Below are 14629 nucleotides of genomic sequence, written 5' to 3' on the forward strand. Positions count from 1 at the left end.
CTTATTTCTTGTGCTGACCAAGTCGTTTGGTAGCCAGATTATGCAGAGCACCAAAGGCAAGAAGGGCAACAAAAAGACCGATTGCGACGCCGATAGCAGTCAGGAACAGTGGGTGGTGATGCAGGTGGAACCATATCCAGCGCCACCACGGTAACTCGCCTACGTAATACACATTGTTAACGCGAAAACTCTCGACACTTTCGCCACGCATTAAAGCGAGGTCACCGCGGATGTATTGAACTTTCCCGCCATCATTCAGGGCATCAAGAGCTGAGGTCAAAGCTGTGGGGGTATTGGAAGTAAAGGCTACGACACTACGTGACGGGCTGAGCGGTGATTCAAAGCCGATGATGGCGGCCAAAGGTCCAGAGCCAAGAAGTATGGTACCTTCTCCGGATTTGGATGTTTTGTTATCACTCAGTCCGAACCATTCATAAGCCATATCCATGGCTTTGCCCAAAGGCGTAAAGGTGCGGCTTCCTTCTTCCAGAAGGGCCGGAAGGGATTTACCCCAACTCGCGAGAAGATCCTTGTTAGCACCGCTGGCAATCACCAGCAGATCCAAATTTTTTGCATCTTGCACTGATTTTGTCTGTATGAGTTTGAAGTGCAGGGCAGGAACCCCGGTGGAGCGGCCCATGTGGCCCAGTAAAGCGAACATAGCTTCCATGTCAAAGGTGTTAGGCTGATCGGGGATGACGATCGCTGTCTCGGCAAGGTCGGCGTACTTGGTGAACGGAAATCCACTATTAGCGAAAAATGCCAGGTTTGGCATCGCGGCATAGTGGTATAAGTGGCTCAGATCCAAAGTTGAGTCCGGATCGATTGCAGCGCGCATGTTTCCTTGAGGTGAAGATTTGCAGCGACCGTTGTCACTGAAAGGAATGGAAAACGAAAACTGTAGTTGGTTATTGCTGCCCAGGTGGAAAGCGGGGATCACCACTCCGCTTTGCTCCCGCAAGGAACCATCATCCAGAATAGGCAGCATCAGGTGATTCTTTTCTCGGGTTCCTGTGCTGGACAGCAGTGGTATTGCTTCGATAAATTGGTCGTTTATTTCAATTCTCAGATTAGCATCGCCTTGTTCTGCCGGTGGCGTGTAACGGTATTTGAGGTCAATCGGTACTCCCTTCACTTCCCAAGTAAATAGATCGGCGGGCAAGCGGGCGTTGATGAGAATTGGTTCGAGAGGTTGGCCCTGACGCTGTAGGTCGGCGGGACTATTGACGAGTTGGCCCAATGGTATGGGACGGCCTGATTGCAGCCAGTTAGGCGCATCGTAAGCGACACGACGCGGTGGATATTCCAGTGTCTTGATGGCAATTGAAGTACCAGTCATGGCAGCTTTGCCCAGAACCAAGGCATCTGCGGCTAGCTGCAGGTCGGCAGCATTACGACCAAGGATGAGGAGTAGCTTGCCTGTAGGATTTTCCGGATGTTGCATCAGAGAGATGGTTGGTGCGTTCACCTTGGGATATTTAGCAAGAAATTCTGGTCGTTCGTCATTGGTCGCGAAAACCACGCCATAGCGTTCTGGCAGACGATTCAAATAGGCTGGAAAGCGGGCACCGCGATAACTCGCCAAAGCACCAAACCAGGAGGCGATACCGCCTGCCGCTCGCAGTGAATTTAGAGAGGGCTCGGTGGCAAATACAAAAGGCAGGTTAAGTAAGCGATTGTCTCGTTGATCGAAGAAGGGCGCGGGCAGCAGAGCAAGATCGTTGCGTAGAGCTATTGATTGAAAATTTATTTCCAGCGTGCTCATGTTGCTAATGTTGGCCCACAAGCTGGAGTGGAGAGGAAATTCGCAATCATTGGTGTAATGGCCGATGAATTGCAGGTGCAGTTTGTTAAAATCAGTAAAGAAACGGGGATCAAGATCAAGATCAAGTTTTTGTGGACCAGCCAGACTCTCCTTGGTCACTGGCAACGTGGCCATCACTTCATCGTTCAGGTATACCTTGAGATGAGATAGATTTGGTAGCAATGCGGGGGATAGTGTGTAGTTTAGGTGCAGCCTGGCCTTGGTGACGATCTCGTCCAGCCGCACGCCCAAAGAAAGATAGGCGTTACCGTCCACGCCCCTCAACTCGATTGGCCGGGAGGCGCCAATGTCCTTCATGGTTAATACAGACTGGCGGCTGGGAATTGTTGCGACTTCTGACTTTGGTAAGAGAGGTGGTGCATTTGTTTGAACGGCCCATGAAAGAGATGAAAAGCTTAAACAAAGACCTGCGAACAGTACGAAATATTGATTGAGGTTGGCAATCACAGAAACTTTCATTTTTTGATTTTTAGGTTTTGTCTGACTTCAATTGGCAGGGGATTCGATTTTTTTTATCATTGGTTTTTACCATTGCAACTTATTGCCTCTGAGTTGAATTATCAGAGAAATTTAGTCGGGGTGATGTATGGAATAAGGCGGAAAATTTCCTCTAGCTTGGCATTTAGTAATGCACGAGTTCGATAGTTCAGCCCTTATTGTGTTATTGGTCAGTCTGTTTCATCTGCTGTTTTCTGTGAAATGAGACATTGCCCAGCATAAATTCATTATCGGTCAATATTTCACGAAGCTTAGGAAGTTCCTATGCTCTATCGTAACGCGTACAATGACATGCGCTCGTTACAGAAGCATCAGTGGATCATTGTTTGGCGGACGGACTTCACGATGTGAGATTTGATGCTCTAACGTGTTTGAGCTTAACGCGTCAATTATTGAAATGAGAAGGGGGCTTCAACTCGCAAAAGGCATGCTGGTAACTCGAATACATCTGCGATCACTGTGCTATTGCTAAGAAGCGTTCTAAGAGAGGATTGATACATCCACCTGAACATGGCAGCCGGTGCCTTGTTCTGGAGTACCGACAATTGCTTAATCAATTTGGAATAATGGTATCCATGCTATGACGATAATGGCTACGAATAACGTACCGATGGAAAGCTTCTAGTGGGCTCAAAAAATAGCATGATCAGAAGTACAAACGGAGCTACGACATTCTGCTATGCATTGATTAGCTAATCTTTAAACTCAGCTCATTATTATCTTGACTAATTGGTTCCCCGTACATTATTGTCTTAACAAAGATTTCATTTACTTTAGAGATTAAAATGAACCCACAAAAGATAGTTATTGCTATGCCAACCGAAGAAGAATTTATGCCAAGTATTTCAAGGTGGGGGCATGAATATGTCTGGACCAAAAGAGAAACATACTTCGTTAATGTTATTAAGAAAGATATTAGCGTTAGTGAGATGGGTGTTGAGGAAACTCCTGATAAGGCAACAGTTGAAAAATTGAAACAACAAATGCTAGATTTCATTAAAAATAAAGCAAGAGAAATGATGCCTGTGCTGGCATTCAATAAAGCTCATTTTGAAGTTTTATTTGCGGAGTCTCCAGCAGATCGACTGGCTGAGTATGCCAAAGAAATTAATGCGGGTATGATTGTAGTAGCGACAAGAAATAAGAGAGGTTTTTCTGGGCTTTTTCTTAGCTCCTTTGCGGATCGCCTTTTAAAATTATCACCCTGTGATGTATTAGTTTTAAGACCAAATTAAAAATTAATATACGGCGAATTCAAGACCAACCGCAACAGTTAATGTTTAGTTGCGGCTTTAATATATTGAGCAGGAGTTTGTTGTAAACCGCTACCGGTGATCGAAATACGAGCGATTCTTTAGACATGTATTCAAGATGCAAGCAATTTCATCCAACTGTTCTTGCGTGTAGGTCGACAGGTCTCCCCTTGGTCAAATACTGGCGCAGCAGTCAGTTAGTATTGTCGTTCAAACTGCATTGCCACGGGCTGCGCGGCTCGTAAGTTTACTGCCATACCAGTTCGTTCAGTCAGTTGCACGTGTTTACTCATCTCGCGCGCTTGGTGGTAGGTGAAGGTATTGCGTAGTTCTGGCGGAATTACTCTGCGCTTCACTGAATCCGTCCAGCCCCGATTGTGCCATACCATCAGCCACTATCATCAATGTGGAGCGTTTGATCAGCGTGCTGACTGAAACAGTTCATTGCGCCTTTCATCATGTGGGTTTCCGAGCCATGACGACTGGGCATTTAGTTACATTAAAGCAAGATTTGTAATTTATCGTGAGAGATTTGATGACATCTAATACCCGTGACACTCAATTATTGCTTACGCCGGAAATGGCATTAAAAGCTCTTAAAGACGGCAATGCGCGCTTCGTGAATAACCTTAAAATCAGCCGCAATCTGTTACAACAATTGAACGAAACTTCAGATAGGCAATGCCCATTCGCCGTTGTCCTGAGTTGCATCGATTCGCGCGCATCAGCTGAGCTTATTTTTGATCAGGGTTTAGGTGATCTCGTCAGCATTCGAATTGCTGGAAATGTTATTAATGAAGACATTCTTGGTAGTATGGAATTTGCTTGCAAAATTGGCGGTGCAAAAATTGTCGTTGTATTAGGTCATAGCCGTTGCGGCGCCATCAAAGGGGCGTGTGATGATGTCAGACTAGGAAATCTTACCACTCTAATCGCTAAGCTCAAGCCAGCAGTGGCAAGTGTTCGTGAGCCAACAACAGATCGGAACTCCAAGAATTCAGAGTTTGTGGAAAAAGTTGCTGTGGCTAATGTACACTTGATGATTGCTAACATTAAACACCGGAGCGAAATTCTGCGTGAAATGCAGGGCAACAACGAGATAGCTATTGTGGGCGGTATGTACGAAATCCAGACTGGAAGTATTGAGTTTTATCAATAATAAATATAGCGAACCAGGTCGGACTCTTACCTACGTGTTTATTTATGACCAAAATAATTCCGATTTTATAGATAGGTTTTTCATAAAATTATCACCATAACCTCATACTATTGTTAAACATACCGTAATATAATGCGATCAACATAAAATTGTAGAGGTGGAAAAAATGACCCAGCAGCCCATGCAGTACTATATTCGACACCTGAAAGATGATTTGCCTGCGGGTATCGTGGTATTTTTAGTGGCTTTACCGCTATGTCTTGGTATAGCTCTGGCATCTGGCGCGCCTCTGTTCGCAGGACTAATAGCAGGAATGGTCGGTGGTCTGGTTGTCGCTTGGTTAAGCGGTTCACAACTGAGCGTCTCAGGCCCAGCGGCCGGTTTAACTGTGATTGTTTTTAACGCTATTGAAACTTTAGGTAGTTTCCAAGGATTTTTGGTTGCCGTGATATTAGCGGGCATTATGCAATTGATAGCTGGCTTCCTCAAAGCAGGGGTCATCGGAGCTTTTTTCCCTTCAGCTGTCATTAAAGGGATGTTGGCTGCTATTGGTTTGATTCTTATAATTAAACAGATCCCTCATGCTACTGGTTACAATGAACATTTTGGAGGTCCTGAAGCCTATACACATGAAGAAGTACATGAATTTTTCTTCCCAATATTAGATGCATTTAGCTCTATTTCACAGGGCGTCATACTCATATGTATGGTTGCCTTGCTTATACTAATAATTTGGGAAAGACCATGGTTTAAAAACCAAAAATTTTTTAAACTAATTCCTGGCCCGTTGATCGCCGTAATATGGGGAGTTCTCTATAATTTAGCTGCTGAACGATGGGCGCCGGATTGGTCGGTCAGTGCAATTCACTTAGTGAGAGTTCCTGTCTCAAATAATGTCGGCGAATTCTTGAATAATTTTATATTTCCAGACTACAGTTATTGGACTAATCCTCAGGTTTATCTTATTGCAGCAACGCTCGCTATTATTGGTAGTCTCGAAACATTGTTAAGCCTTGAAGCAGTAGATAAGCTGGATCCTTTGAAACGCACTGCTCCGACTAACAGAGAGCTAAAAGCACAAGGAGTCGGAAATATTATTAGCGGATTAATCGGAGGATTACCGATTACTGCTGTCATTGTGCGCAGTTCAGGAAATATTAACGCTGGTGGTAAAACTCCTCTATCTTCTTTTATTCATGGCTTATGTATATTGCTGAGCGTAATGTTCTTTGCAAATTATATAAATTATGTTCCGCTCGGTTGTTTGGCCGCTATTTTGCTGCATACGGGGTTTAAATTGGCTAAGCCCGCCTTATTCCAGGAATTTTATCGCAAAGGGTGGAGTCAATTAGTGCCTTTTGTTATTACAATAACAGCGATTTTAACAACCGATTTATTAATAGGCATGTCAATCGGTGTGGTAGTTGGTTTGTTCTTTGTTATTAAGGCTAATTACCGTGCGGCCATTACCTTGACTCAAGATAAATCGTTTTATATATTAACGCTTAACAAAGATGTCGTATTTTTGAATAAATCTTTATTGAGAAAGCTTCTTTCACATATTAAGCCAAACAGCACGCTCACAATTGATGCCAGTAAATCTCAGTTTATTGATCACGACATTATCGAAACAATTGACGACTTCTTAGTAACCGCTCCTAATCATAATATTTCAGTTGAGATTTATGATCTTTACGGTAAGGAAAATTTAAAGATGCATGAAGATTTTGTCATACTGAAAGACCACTATGATAAAAGCCCATCTGGTAACAACATGATCATCGATAATAAGATAATGGGATTGTAAAATAAATTATGAATTTCATGGTGATTCAACTCTGAGAAGTATTTTCTATAAGTAACATGACTAAGGCAGTTGAAAAAACTTAAGCGGATTACCAAGGGTAACGATATTCATCCTTAGGACAAAACTTTGGATGAGAACTGAAACGATCTATTTGGAATATTTCCCCATGGTAGGTGGAGTTGGTGAATTTGGCGGTAGAGCTACTTAATTTTTGATCATGCAATGCGCTCGTATTTAAATCAACTTAATCGATTTATCTATTTTTGCATAGCATCATATGGTTGAGTGGAAAATGCTTTATGAGTTATTCGGCCTGCACATGGTTGCAATGTTTTTGTTACCACATGGATGTTCTCTTGTCCAACATTCGTTTTTATTAACTGTGCCCTGAGTGAGCGGCGCGCCGTATCCTATCATTGATTGCAACCCACTCTTGCGTTACGGGCGGTGTTTCTGCCAAAATATGATCGAAGCTTGCGTGATCAATACGATGCAGTGTCGCATAAAGGTCGCGCCCATACTCATCAGCCAGTAGCGGCATCTGAAAGCATGTAATTCCATTACTGTTTATGCACTTGTTGTCATCACTTAGTTTAAGAATTGCTACTTTATGGCCCAGCTTAGCTAGTTGATGTGCTCGACGCCATAATTCGTCTGCCGGATGGATTTCAATTGGAGTTGTGGGCGCATAGTGTAAGTCCAGTAGGCCGGAAGCCCGAACTTTAGAGGCAGTCGCTTGAGCCAGCAAGATTTTCTTATTAAGTGTGTTTTCAATAGCTTCGATGGAAAGCCCACCGGGCCGCAATAACACAGCCTCTCCATGCGCTAAGCTAACGATGGTGGATTCCACACCGATACGGCATGGACCTCCATCCAGAAGCATCCCCACCCTAGATCCCAATTTGTCATGTACGTGTTGCGCTGTGGTTGGGCTTACCTGTCCAAAACGATTGGCTGATGGTGCTGCAATTCCGCCGCCGAATGCATGCAGCAGGGCGGTCGCGATAGGGTGGTCTGGCACACGCAGGCCTACGGTATCTTGGCCTCCGGTAACTTCATTCGGCACTTGACTGGAGCGTTGCAGGATCAAAGTCAGTGGACCCGGCCAGAATGCATCTGCCAGTCGCCATGCGGCGTCGGGGATATTCCGCGCCCAAGCTGGTAATTGGGAGGTCGCGGCAATATGAACGATCAGCGGATGGTAGACGGGTCGGCCCTTGATCTCAAAAATCTTTCGCACGGCAAGTGGATTGGAGGCATCTGCTCCCAATCCGTAGACAGTCTCCGTGGGAAAAGCCACCGTCTCGCCTGCCCGCAGCAATGCAGCGGCAGCTTGTATCTGGTCATTCGGGATAGTATGGGGATTCACTGAAAGCGTCTTGTTTTCAATCCTGCATTCGGTCGGCTTGTCGCAGTTCCGCCGACGACTCATCGCCCGAATAGGGATAACGTACATGGCCAAAGCGAATCAGAAACACTGCCAACGTTAGCATTAGGATAGAACCAGTTACCGCGAGCATGCGCCAGTCATCCATGGCTTTCATGTCCAAGATCAAGTAGCGCGCAAGTGCCACCATGCCGATGTAAAGCGGGAAGCGCACTGGCAGCTTGCCTGAGTTGTAATACAGTCCGACCATGGCAAGTACCTCTAGATAGAGGAAGAGCAGCAACAGGTCGGTTAGTGTCACTTGTACTGCTCGCACCATAATCATGGTCTCGCTTACCATGGCGAACACTGTGGCAATGGCGATGACTAGTAAGCCGATATGTTCGACCAGAGAAAGAAGTCGCTGGTTGAATCTTTTAATGGTTGTTTTTTTCAATCCGTTCACACCTCAATAATATAAATGTACACTGAAAATATGGGAGATTTTGTTTTTAACAACTTGACTTTGCAGGCCCACTTTCAATGGCCTGACTTTTATGGATGTATGTAGTACTCGCGGAGTAATTACGATAACCGAAGGTAACAATAGCTGGCAAGAAAAAACGTTCTGTTAATCTTAATTAAATACATTGTAGAGCGATAATTCCCCTTTCTGCATGTTGGAATGCAGCAGTAGAAAGTGAGCTTACCGTTCTTATTACCCTCAATCAAAGAACCCAACCGCTATAACTCGCATAGGAAATATTAATTATTTTGATAAGCGTAGGTATATCCCATTATGGGGATGCTGCCATAGCATTATGATGTAATCCACGCTAGAGATTGTGTTCATTAAAATTCAGCGCTGTACAAATGTTACTTGTTGCAGGAATGTATTACACGTCCATTAACAGGAATGTATTACACGTCCATCAACAGTCGCACGGCTTCGTGATATTTTTCCACAGTCTTTTCGATTACGTCGGCAGGAACTTTCGGCGCTGGGAATTGTTTATTCCAGCCAGAAGTCTCGAGCCAGTCACGTACAAACTGCTTATCAAAGCTAGGCGGGTTGCTACCCACTTTGTATTGATCAGTAGGCCAGAACCGCGAAGAATCGGGTGTTAGCGCTTCATCAATTAAATACATTTTCCCTGATGAGTCCACACCAAATTCAAATTTGGTATCAGCAATGATGATCCCCTTTGTAGCCGCATATTCCGCTGCCTGGGCATAAAGTGACAAGGCGGCATGACGCACTGCATTAGCACGCGGCACACCCAACAATTTTGCGGCCTGTTCGAAGGAGATGTTTTCATCGTGTTCACCTGCTGGTGCCTTGGTTGAAGGTGTAAATAAGGGTTGCGACAGTTTCTGCGCTTCCTGTAAATCGGCAGGTAATTTAATGCCACACACCATTCCAGTCTTTTGGTATTCTTTCCACGCGGAACCGGCCAGATAGCCGCGCACGATAGCCTCAATGGGCACAGGTCTCAAGCGTTTTACTACGAAGGCACGGCCAGCCAGCTGCGCGCGTTCTTCATTAGTCTCAACTAGAGATTCTGGCTTGATACCGGTAAGGTGGTTAGGGAGAACGTGATTAAGCTTACTAAACCAGAAATTGGACAGGGTGGTGAGGACTTGACCCTTGCCTGGAACCGGAGTCGGTAAAATGACATCAAAGGCGGACAAGCGATCAGTTTGCACAATGAGTAGGCGATCCTCATCCACTTCATAAATGTCACGCACTTTGCCCCGGTGTAATAATGGCAAGCTGGTTAAGTTGGATTCAAATAATACGGAGGACATAGACTTCCCTTTTAGCTTAGTGATGGCAGCTTGATCGTAGCAATTGCTTCGGCCTGCTGTTTGCGGAATGCGATGAGGCGCTTGGCCAACTGTGTATCGTTAAGTGCCAGCATGGCTATTGCGAATAGGCCAGCATTCGCCGCACCTGCTTCGCCGATAGCAAATGTGGCCACCGGAATACCCTTAGGCATTTGCACAATGGACAGTAGCGAATCGATTCCTTTGAGGTATTTGGATGGAATGGGTACGCCCAGTACCGGCAAAGTGGTTTGCCCAGCAATTACGCCAGCCAGATGCGCCGCACCACCTGCTCCGGCGATGAAACACTGTATGCCCTGTTCACTCATTTCTTGAACATAGCTTAACAACAATTCAGGTGAACGGTGCGCGGAGATCACGCGGGCATCGTAGGCTACGCCGAAATCATGCAAAGGGCGTGCGGCCTGCTGCATGATTTCCCAATCATTTGAACTGCCCATCAAGATGGAAATTAGTGGTTTGTTCATATATCTCCTTTTTATATTGTTATTTTAACTTGTTCATAGTTTTTGCCATTTTATTTTTTGTTGCGGTCGAATTTTGCTCGTAACAAATTGATGACATTAAGGCACCTGATAATTTATATTAATTAACTTGTTAATATTAATCAATTTATTATGTATATAATAAAGCCGAAAATTCGGTGGTCTGCTAGCAACATTTTAAAAGCTTACTACTTTATGCGGAACTGAATTTATACTCGCGTATATTTGTTACTGCTGTGCCATAAAAGTACCCAGTCCTTCACAACGCCGTTATTTTCTTCCGTTTAACTTAAGCTCAGCTCAGATTACCTGGCTATCCAAAAACATGCGGCTGGTATAGATTTCTTTGGCTTTGATAGTCTTTAAAGTAAATCTTGGTGAGATTTTTAAATTCGGTATTAGGTCAATTAGGGTGTTGAGATAAGATTTTTTAAGGTTTCGTTAATTATGTTTAGCCTAAAAAATCAGTCACCAGTTAAGGCTTTGGATTTGTAATTCCGTATATCACGAGAGGAGCACCTACATTAAATATTAAGCAATTGAATACTAAAGTAGATTAACACGATAATTAACGTAAGAATTATGGACGCATTTAACAAAAATAATTAGTACAATGTAGGAATAAACCTATAGAACAGTTCAAATGGATTGAATTAATTTTTGTTTTGGTTGGAAGTGCTTATATTACGGCCAAAATTATATCGTAGTTTAAATTTAAGCCAATGCACAACGTTCAATCCCTAGTGTTTTTTAGAAAGTATCCTGCTCAAAAGAGATGTACAGTCGTGCATATATCTGATTTGGGTGCACTCTAGAGTTTAATGGCGTCTAAAATTCATAATTATTTTTTAAATCCAATAAGATAGATGCCGATAATTTTACCCACTTTATCTTTGATAGGATCATAACAAGTATAAAAAGAATTACCTAAAATATCGATATCTCCACAATATACTTCTCCCTTTATTACTGCGTCATAAGCCTTGTTATGGGCAAGTTTAGTTCCAACCCCGCGGACTCCTTTAGGTGTTAGTACATTTGTACTAACGCGAATAAATTCCGCGCCATCTTTAACGAAGACAGTCGCGTACGCACCAGACGTCTTTTTAATTTCATCAACAACATCAAAAGTATTGTTTATTTTTTGTTTACCGAAATAAATGACCGGAGTAATTATATTTCCAGACTTTTCTACTCCTTCTATTCTAGGCTCGCCCATTTTTATAAATTTCGCTTTAAGTTCATCCACTGTTTTTCTGGCGTTATCGGCACTCGCAGTGGTCATAAATAGTAATGTTGTTAGAAACAGAATTGTCTTTTTCATATAAAATATCCTTTATTTTAAATAAATTGATTCAAATAAAATGTGCTTATGGGTATTGAATTTTAAGTATTCATTATGTAATTGTACATATTTAATAAATATTAATATCAATAAATAACGTACAAATATTGATATATTTAACTTTAGTTTTTTTCAAAACCCTCAAATTTCACCATTTTTATGAAAAGTTTAGGATCGAGCCTTCTGGCTACAAAAAACAATCATCCATGTATCTAAAGTTTTTGGCGAATCCACCCTCGCAAACCCGCCTTTTTACAAGGAGTAAACGAAAATTGTGCCTTGCAAGTGTCAAAGTCGGGTTTAACGTACATATCCTTCGCGTTCTAGTTTGAGCAAAATTTGTTGCACCGCCTCTTCTACACTGATATTTGTAGTATCAATTACTAGTTCGGGTTTTTCTGGGGTTTCATAGGGGTCACTGATGCCAGTGAATTCCTTCACTATGCCAGCGCGGGCTTTAGCGTAAAGTCCTTTGCGATCACGACCTTCACATACGTGCAGTGGCGTGGCCACATGGATTTCAAAAAAGCCGCCCAATGGTTCGATCATAAGCCGTACATCTCGGCGTGTGGCGTCATAGGGTGCAATCGGTGCGCAAATGGCAATGCCGTGGTTCTTGGTGATTTCGGAAGCTACGTAACCGATTCTTCGTACGTTGATATCACGATGCTCACGCGAGAAACCTAGTTCGCTGGAAAGATGCTTGCGCATGATATCGCCATCCAACAAAGTAACTTGCCTCCCTCCCATTTCCAGCAGCTTCGTCATTAGGACTTTGGCTAAAGTCGATTTTCCGGCGCCAGACAAGCCTGTAAAAAATATCGTAAGACCCTGTTTATCACGGGCTGGATAGGCTATACGTAATTCATTCAGTATTTCAGGGTAAGAAAACCATTCAGGAACTTTTAGCCCTTCTGCCAGGCGACGCTTCAATTCCGTATCGGTCAAACTAGCACTGAGCGCACCTTCAGGTACTTCTTCCAGAGGTAAATATTGTGCGCGTTCTTCTACGTAAACCATGCGTGGGAATGGGATCAATTCTATGCCTATAGCATTGCGCTTCGCTGCATTGGCGGGTAAGCAGTATTCCTGAAACAAATCTATTCCGCGTCGGGTACCCTCATCGTCTTTATACTCTCCGCCAATAATTAAATGAGAGCAGCCATAATTGCGTTGCACAATGGCTTTCCAAAAAACTTCACGTAAGCCGGATCCGCGAGGGTACAGGGGAAGTAAGGATATGGCCGTGGTCGTAGAAGAAAAACGCGGCATGATGGCTTGATAGCAGCGTATCAATGTGAAGTAATCGGAATGATCAGATTTTGCGTTGCCTATGACAGGGTGGATTAGCAAATTGGCTTCATGGGCCATGGCAGAACGCAACGTAAATTCATATTGAACACGATGTAATGGTTGGTGTGCTTGAAAAGCAATGATACGGCGCCACCCGCGCCGTGCGAAAGATTTACGCAATTCTTCCGGGGTAAGATGGAGTGTCGGAAAATCGTGGCGTAAGGGTAAGGATAGTCCTTCAAGACGTCCAGAAACATACGGGCCTTTTTGCTGTAAAAGATGAGTAACACTGGGGTGAGCAGGGTCATCGGAATTGAATAGAACTTGCGCTTCCACTGTTCTATCAGGCTGCCAAATTTCTTCTACGGTGATCACGGCCAGCATGAAGCCTTCCGGATCGCGCAACGCTAGACAGCTTCCAGGCACCAGTTGTTGGGCAACTGAATCTGGAATATCCAGAGTAATGGGCATAGGCCAAAACGTGCCATCGGCGAGGCTCATGTCATTCAGAACGCTGTTGTAGTCGGCCTGGTTCATGAAGCCGCGTAATGGAGAGAATCCCCCGTTCAGTAGCAATTCCAATTCTGATAATTGTCGCTGGTTAAGATCCAATGATGGAAAGTATATGGCTTCGCGGCATAGGGTTTCCGCACGTTTTTGGTCAACATTCAGATTGACCAAGTCGCCACCATAAGGTGTTATAAGTTTATCTATTACGTTAGGCATTGTGACTGAATGTTGTGTTGAATATTTGATTGAACCGGTCGAATTGATTTTCCGGCAGACAATTAATGCCGGCTGCACCTTTTCTTCCTCCGCCCGTTTCAAATTGCTCGCATACTTTTTCGGCACCATTTTTTCTGGCCAATGGCGCACGCACGCTAACCACGAATCCTCCATTAGTGCGTTTGGTCAATATGGCATGGGCTTTGAAAGGGAATGCAGTGGCTAGGAGATTTCCGAATACACCGGAGATGCGCCGACTCCATGGTGCATCGGGAAGAAGGTAAATAGTCCCGGTGGTATTTTCTACTTCTGGCTTTAGTTTTTGGGCTAATGCAATATCTGCAATATAGCCATTTTTCAAAGTTTCAAAGGCTGGTTCTTCATGGATAAAGGTAAATGGGTCGCGATGATGATGCATTATTTGATAAAGCTCGGCTGGATGAAAATACAAATCTTGTAATGATTCCCCATAAGCATTGTAGTTAATGCATTCTCCCAATTTTTGCAGTGCATCTAACTGGGTAGTACTAAGTTGCAGAGTCTTTGACGCGTTAATGGCGGATTCATGCATATTGTCCCCAAATGCGGCAACTACTGCCCAGATTAAAAATTGACCGTTAAGGTGATTGTTAACCAGCAAACTAGTACAGATGTTGGGGCAGGTGTCGATAAAAGTGGTTAGTTGTGGATGAGTGGGAATGTCGCCAGGGATATGATGATCAAAATACCGCACTTGCGCTCCGCGATCCAATGCTAACAGTAGAGCCTCTCGGTTTTTGCTCATGGCAATGTCCAAAACAGTAATTTGGTCATCAACTTCAGCCTGGACTTGCGCCAGTAATGAAGTGTCCCGTTTTACACCCGTGACGAGAATGCTTTTAGCCGGATGAGCGAGACGCAGTTGATGCAAGGCACAAATACCGTCCGCATCGCCGTTAAATATATCGTAAATCGTCACATTGCTCACTATTGTTTTATCTATCTATAGGGATTGTATAAGTCGGCGATTTCCGCTCAACATACC

12 protein-coding genes are annotated in these 14629 nt (G+C 43.9%); 3 read left to right on the forward strand and 9 right to left on the reverse strand.

The window, feature by feature from the left end; translation table 11 throughout:
* Position 1: 1 nt before the first annotated feature.
* Complete coding sequence (gene bcsB / locus MKZ32_RS04870; RefSeq protein WP_275584254.1) at positions 2–2284, reverse strand: cellulose biosynthesis cyclic di-GMP-binding regulatory protein BcsB; 2283 nt, start codon at positions 2282–2284, stop codon at positions 2–4.
* 824 nt (positions 2285–3108) lie between these two features.
* Between bcsB and MKZ32_RS04875 the strand changes: the two genes are divergently transcribed.
* A complete protein-coding gene (locus MKZ32_RS04875) occupies positions 3109–3558 on the forward strand; it encodes a universal stress protein (RefSeq protein ID WP_239796229.1) in 450 nt (149 codons plus the stop codon).
* Between the two features lie 215 nt (positions 3559–3773).
* Here MKZ32_RS04875 and MKZ32_RS04880 read toward each other — a convergent pair whose 3' ends face one another.
* Entirely contained in the window at positions 3774–3932 is a 159-nt protein-coding gene (locus MKZ32_RS04880; RefSeq protein WP_239796230.1) for a hypothetical protein, read from the reverse strand.
* 179 nt (positions 3933–4111) lie between these two features.
* Between MKZ32_RS04880 and MKZ32_RS04885 the strand changes: the two genes are divergently transcribed.
* Both MKZ32_RS04885 and MKZ32_RS04890 read left to right on the forward strand, forming a co-directional pair.
* Complete coding sequence (locus tag MKZ32_RS04885; RefSeq protein ID WP_239796231.1) at positions 4112–4735, forward strand: carbonic anhydrase family protein; 624 nt, start codon at positions 4112–4114, stop codon at positions 4733–4735.
* Between the two features lie 166 nt (positions 4736–4901).
* The gene (locus tag MKZ32_RS04890) at positions 4902–6542 is read left to right on the forward strand and encodes a SulP family inorganic anion transporter (RefSeq protein ID WP_239796232.1); all 1641 of its coding nucleotides are present in this window, start codon (positions 4902–4904) and stop codon (positions 6540–6542) included.
* 376 nt (positions 6543–6918) lie between these two features.
* Here the strand turns inward: MKZ32_RS04890 and MKZ32_RS04895 are convergent, their stop codons facing one another.
* The 7 genes from MKZ32_RS04895 to MKZ32_RS04925 form a co-directional block, all read right to left on the reverse strand.
* Entirely contained in the window at positions 6919–7911 is a 993-nt protein-coding gene (locus MKZ32_RS04895; RefSeq protein ID WP_239796233.1) for an L-threonylcarbamoyladenylate synthase, read from the reverse strand.
* Between the two features lie 16 nt (positions 7912–7927).
* Positions 7928–8374 carry a phosphate-starvation-inducible protein PsiE gene (locus tag MKZ32_RS04900; RefSeq protein ID WP_420887719.1) on the reverse strand — a complete coding sequence of 149 codons (447 nt, stop codon included), beginning with the start codon at positions 8372–8374 and terminating at the stop codon, positions 7928–7930.
* 455 nt (positions 8375–8829) lie between these two features.
* Positions 8830–9717, reverse strand: coding sequence for a phosphoribosylaminoimidazolesuccinocarboxamide synthase (locus MKZ32_RS04905; protein ID WP_239796235.1), 888 nt, complete (start codon positions 9715–9717; stop codon positions 8830–8832).
* Between the two features lie 11 nt (positions 9718–9728).
* Positions 9729–10223 carry a 5-(carboxyamino)imidazole ribonucleotide mutase gene (purE, locus tag MKZ32_RS04910; protein WP_239796236.1) on the reverse strand — a complete coding sequence of 165 codons (495 nt, stop codon included), beginning with the start codon at positions 10221–10223 and terminating at the stop codon, positions 9729–9731.
* Positions 10224–11082: 859 nt separating this feature from the next.
* On the reverse strand, positions 11083–11565 hold the full coding sequence (locus MKZ32_RS04915) for a Cache 3/Cache 2 fusion domain-containing protein (protein WP_239796237.1): 483 nt from the start codon (positions 11563–11565) through the stop codon (positions 11083–11085).
* Positions 11566–11886: 321 nt separating this feature from the next.
* The gene (locus MKZ32_RS04920; protein ID WP_239796238.1) at positions 11887–13605 is read right to left on the reverse strand and encodes a bifunctional sulfate adenylyltransferase/adenylylsulfate kinase; all 1719 of its coding nucleotides are present in this window, start codon (positions 13603–13605) and stop codon (positions 11887–11889) included.
* Positions 13598–14563, reverse strand: a complete 966-nt coding sequence (locus tag MKZ32_RS04925; RefSeq protein WP_239796239.1) for an acetyltransferase — start codon at positions 14561–14563, stop codon at positions 13598–13600. The genes MKZ32_RS04920 and MKZ32_RS04925 overlap by 8 nt, the downstream gene beginning before the upstream one ends.
* Positions 14564–14629 lie beyond the last annotated feature (66 nt).

The organism is Candidatus Nitrotoga arctica (genome assembly GCF_918378365.1).
GTDB classification, from domain to species: Bacteria; Pseudomonadota; Gammaproteobacteria; order Burkholderiales; family Gallionellaceae; genus Nitrotoga; species Nitrotoga arctica.

Excerpts from the sequence above, each read along its gene's own strand:
- MKZ32_RS04875 (WP_239796229.1), top strand. The coding sequence starts at position 3,109 with ATGAACCCACAAAAGATAGTTATTGCTATGCCAACCGAAGAAGAATTT.
- MKZ32_RS04915 (WP_239796237.1), bottom strand. The coding sequence starts at position 11,565 with ATGAAAAAGACAATTCTGTTTCTAACAACATTACTATTTATGACCACT.
- MKZ32_RS04890 (WP_239796232.1), top strand. The coding sequence starts at position 4,902 with ATGACCCAGCAGCCCATGCAGTACTATATTCGACACCTGAAAGATGAT.
- MKZ32_RS04905 (WP_239796235.1), bottom strand. The coding sequence starts at position 9,717 with ATGTCCTCCGTATTATTTGAATCCAACTTAACCAGCTTGCCATTATTA.
- purE (WP_239796236.1), bottom strand. The coding sequence starts at position 10,223 with ATGAACAAACCACTAATTTCCATCTTGATGGGCAGTTCAAATGATTGG.
- MKZ32_RS04920 (WP_239796238.1), bottom strand. The coding sequence starts at position 13,605 with ATGCCTAACGTAATAGATAAACTTATAACACCTTATGGTGGCGACTTG.
- MKZ32_RS04885 (WP_239796231.1), top strand. The coding sequence starts at position 4,112 with ATGACATCTAATACCCGTGACACTCAATTATTGCTTACGCCGGAAATG.
- bcsB (WP_275584254.1), bottom strand. The coding sequence starts at position 2,284 with ATGAAAGTTTCTGTGATTGCCAACCTCAATCAATATTTCGTACTGTTC.